The sequence below is a fragment of the Pseudomonas sp. PA-4-8C genome (assembly GCF_021606625.1).
In the GTDB taxonomy this organism is placed as follows: domain Bacteria; phylum Pseudomonadota; class Gammaproteobacteria; order Pseudomonadales; family Pseudomonadaceae; genus Aquipseudomonas; species Aquipseudomonas lactis.
Map to the genome: position 1 here is coordinate 1 of NZ_WKCD01000388.1, position 3,964 is coordinate 3,964.

General features: G+C 51.2%; 3 protein-coding genes. 1 reads left to right on the plus strand and 2 read right to left on the minus strand.

Translation table 11 applies throughout. The annotated features are described in order from the left end of the window. Positions 1–154: 154 nt before the first annotated feature. Complete coding sequence (locus tag GIW04_RS28735; RefSeq protein WP_032902222.1) at positions 155–373, minus strand: hypothetical protein; 219 nt, start codon at positions 371–373, stop codon at positions 155–157. Between the two features lie 277 nt (positions 374–650). Between GIW04_RS28735 and GIW04_RS28740 the strand changes: the two genes are divergently transcribed. Beyond that, the gene (locus GIW04_RS28740) at positions 651–1,613 is read left to right on the plus strand and encodes a hypothetical protein (protein WP_032902223.1); all 963 of its coding nucleotides are present in this window, start codon (positions 651–653) and stop codon (positions 1,611–1,613) included. Between the two features lie 368 nt (positions 1,614–1,981). Here the strand turns inward: GIW04_RS28740 and GIW04_RS28745 are convergent, their stop codons facing one another. Next, on the minus strand, positions 1,982–3,748 hold the full coding sequence (locus GIW04_RS28745; protein WP_032902224.1) for an ATP-binding protein: 1,767 nt from the start codon (positions 3,746–3,748) through the stop codon (positions 1,982–1,984). Between the last annotated feature and the right edge of the window lie 216 nt (positions 3,749–3,964).

Sequence of the window (3,964 nt, forward strand, 5' to 3'; positions counted from 1 at the left end):
ATGGAATACCTCACGAGATAGCACTCCATTGGCCCCGCCTGTATTAGATCTGAAAATCTTGCTTCCCATCCACGATAAGTACTGACTTTCCTTACAGGTTGATCCAGCAGAATCATTTCGGTACCTGCAAGGGGCAGCGGGCGTTAGATGATGCCTATAACAGGCGTAGGCGCATAATCGCATCGGTGACGGCTCGTGCATTTTTGTCCAGCGTTTCCATGGCCCCCATTGCGTTAGCGGCGACACTTTCCACTCCATTCTCTGAAATCCATTTGGTCACTTCTTCAAGGGCCGCTGCTAGGGCGTGCTGGTTGTGCAGGAGCAGCGTGAGAGCATCCGCTGTGGCTATGTTGGCTTCAGAGTTATCTGGCATGGGGATCGTCCTTGAGTCACTGGTGTGGGAAGACTAGCTGAACACGCCGCTGGCTGGCGGCCACTTCTCTAGATCCGCTGACACCTGGGTAGTTGCACTGACTTGACGACTCATTTGCAGTCGACCTAACCAGCCATTGTAATGGATTTGACCCAACCCCTCGCAACCATGACCAGCAGTGAACGGCCAGGGGCAGTCACTCAGCGTCAAAAAAAGCCAGAGGCGATCCAGTATGATGCGCCAGGTGTTATGGAATGACATCGCCTAAGGAGTAGTCATGATAAAACCACCGTTCAAAATTCTTAAATCTCATCTAGTGGATGCGTTTTTCATTACGGCCGAAAAGTTATATCGCGAATTCGAGGAACCTCTAGAGGCAGTGGATAGATTCAGAAGTGGACGAATCTATTTTCTTGTCAAACGACGCAAAGCGCGGTTTTCCAGTGTCTGTCTAAGCAAAAAGTGCCAGATCGTGTTTAAGTATGCCTCGCAGGGCATGCTGTCGCGCCCGCACAAGGTCAACATTGCTCAACTGCTGCATGGCGCGCCGGCTATCAATAAAAAATACTTTCCGACCCCGGCCCATTTGCAATCAATGATTCAATATGTCAAGTCCGCGGATGAGTATGAGCGCCTGCTGAAGCGAGAGCCCTTGGTCGCAGCCGTCATGCCGGGAAGCGGGGAGAAGGAGCGCGCGGATCGGGCAATCGCCTACCATTTCCTGACACCTGCGGACCCGACGCCCAAGGATAAAAACAGGCATATCATCTTTGCTCATCAACTGCTGCGTGTTACCGATGACCTTCCGGAAAAATACGAAGTCATGTACATCGGCAAGGCCATGGAGCTGTCTGACCGAATGGACGGGCACAAGCGTGTGCAGCAAGCCCAGGCAGAATGCGAGGACGAAGCGGAAATCTATCTGTACTTCTTCACGCCACGATTCGAGGCGATGGCGTCTCGCGACGGCATGGCCATCAAACAGCCTAACGACTATCTAAACCTGGGGGAAGAAAATCTCGTGCTCGCCGCCGAAGCCGGTTTGATCAATTACTTCTCACCTGAAATGAATGTTCAGAATAAAACGACGGACCTGCGTAAAAGCAAGGCCATGACCCGCGTGAAGAGTTTGAAATACACTCACTTTATTTCGGAGTGTAATTTTGACGAACATGACTATGCGTTCGAAACGACGAAAATCAGGAAGAGTGGCGCGCACGAGAAGATTTACTTGCTCTAACGCAGAGCAGGTACCTCCTACTCACGTGTTCGAGGGTGCCCCCCCATCACAGTGTGCACGACTGTATTGAGTTCAGCGGTTGACCGATTTGCTCTGATAGCCAGACTGGATGAACGGAAAAACAGCTGTGGATTCTGCACATACAGTTGGGTTGTGATTCAATGTTTGTACCGCCCGCGCTCTATTTTGGGCTTTAAAAACCACGCGGTCATGCAGGTATGCAATGCCGTAAATTGCTTCGTTTTCCTGGGCTGAAACGTTCGGCCATGCTTAAGGTGTTGTCACAAGCCAAAATGGCAAGCCCTCCCGGGGCTGCTGGATTCCGAAGGCTAGAGCCAGGAATCTGTCCAAAACCCACAAAATACGGCCTACATCAGCAGTGCGCCAGGAAAACCCGGTGCACGTTGAAGCTGCCATTCAATTTGTCGGCGTGCTGTGGAAATAATATCTGTAAACAATAGGCAGCTGACTCCAGGCTCAAGCTCTCGGGTCGGGAAGCCATCAATCCGCCCTCCTATTACTAGAATTTTTATTGGCTTAGCGCTATACCCGGTAAGCTCATGCCGATACCGAGTTGCTTGCTGGTAATCCGCAAAGCTCAAAGGATGCGAGGGACGCTTAAACTCGATCAGTAAGAACTCCCCCAGCAGGCTTTCATTCAACAGCAAGTCTGGACGGGTCGTGCCTAGCGCTCCGGAGTACTTCTGTTTCAGCAGCTCCTCAATCTGCCGTTTCAAAGTGATATTGGAACTAAAGATCGTGAATGCAGCACCCAAAATCCAAAGATTTACTTCTATAGCTTTGTGTACCGTTGACTCAAGGCAGCCTTCATTTCGGACTAGGCGCTCCAAGTCATCCAAGAACTGCAGTCTGGCTTTAGCTTGGTCGACCAGAACGGCCATGTCGGCAAGGCCAAAGCTCTCCAGCGCATCAGCAAGGTTAACGATATCGCCGCGATTTGCTTCAGCGAGATGCTCGATGATAGAGCGGTATTCGGTACGTTCTACGGCCTCAAGAACGACAAATGCGAGAGCCTGTACCTTGTGGGCAGGTTCGTCGTAATACTTTTTCAAAACCTTCTTGATTGCTCGATCTGCAAACTCGCGCTTGTGCTGGGGCAGTTTTTCCAATCGGCCGGCGACCGCTTTTTGCAAGCGAGCATGCGCCATCCGCATTTCCATACCGTGTGTAGAGCGGAAAGCCTCAACCAAATTTGCCTGCACGAAGGTGACGATCTGTAGGTAAGCCTCGCTGTTTTCGATTACCGAGTCCCAACCGGCAGTTACATAGTCCATCAGCCCGTCAGCTTCGACCTCGCCATACAGCTTTCTCAGCAGACGAGCAGGAATCTCATCACTGTTCTCCAAGCCAAAATAACTAGGCTTACCGACTGCCTTTCCTTCCACCATCAAAGTAATGCCGGGGCGTCTCAGACCACTTTTCTTTTTGCTAATGGCAAAACGAAGAGTTGCATCCCCCGCATCAGGAAACGTACCTTGCACCTCAGTGAATTCGCCTTCAAGATCATCAATGCCCAGCGGTTTACCATTGATGATAATTTTGAAGTCCTTCTGCCGACCGTACTCCATGATCAGTTCTTGGCGTAGTCGATCAGCACTTGGGTAACGTAGCCCTTGACGAAGATGCGTCAGTGTCACGCAGGTTCCATGATCTTCGAAGCTGCATTCGCTCACCTCAAGTGGTAGCGTCAAGTGCTCAATATCGGACGCCGACTCAAGGTCCTCAATACCAAGCGTGAACGAAATCTGTTGGCCACGGGCCATTGTGGTGAGACGCATCACCGAAGCGGACATCAACCCAGCAAATTTTCCGATCCCTTTCTTGCCTTTGATCGGACGCCGTTTTTTTGAGGTACGTCCATTAGTCCGCATCCGTCGATCAGATGCAATTTTCAAATAATGAGACTCAAGCTCCCGGCGAGTCATCCCGTTACCATCGTCGCGTATAACAATAGGGCCATTGGTCAATGGCTCAGGTAGTTCGATAACCACCTCTTCTGCATCCGCATCCCATGCGTTATCAACCAACTCTTTAAGAGCTTTTTCTGTCGTCGAGTAATCTTGGCTGAGCAACGTTGCCAGTCGGGAGTCAACCTGAAAATTTGCTTGCTGCATCTCGCATTCCATCATGGAAGGTTGTCGGCCCCGAGCACATCAACGATTTGCACGAATGGCTGTTTCGGCTCATTCTACACGGGGATGGCCTAATAATGGCTCGCCGCGTAGGGAAAGAAGTCCCTGCAATGTCGCCCCCTCCCGAGCCCCTCCCCCCGCCCGATGCATATCAACTGCGGATTCCACGGCCATCCGGCCACCTATTCCATGAACATC

Bases quoted from the DNA above. Each gene is read 5' to 3' on its own strand.
- GIW04_RS28735 (WP_032902222.1), bottom strand. From the start codon at position 373: ATGCCAGATAACTCTGAAGCCAACATAGCCACAGCGGATGCTCTCACG.
- GIW04_RS28740 (WP_032902223.1), top strand. From the start codon at position 651: ATGATAAAACCACCGTTCAAAATTCTTAAATCTCATCTAGTGGATGCG.
- GIW04_RS28745 (WP_032902224.1), bottom strand. From the start codon at position 3,748: ATGCAGCAAGCAAATTTTCAGGTTGACTCCCGACTGGCAACGTTGCTC.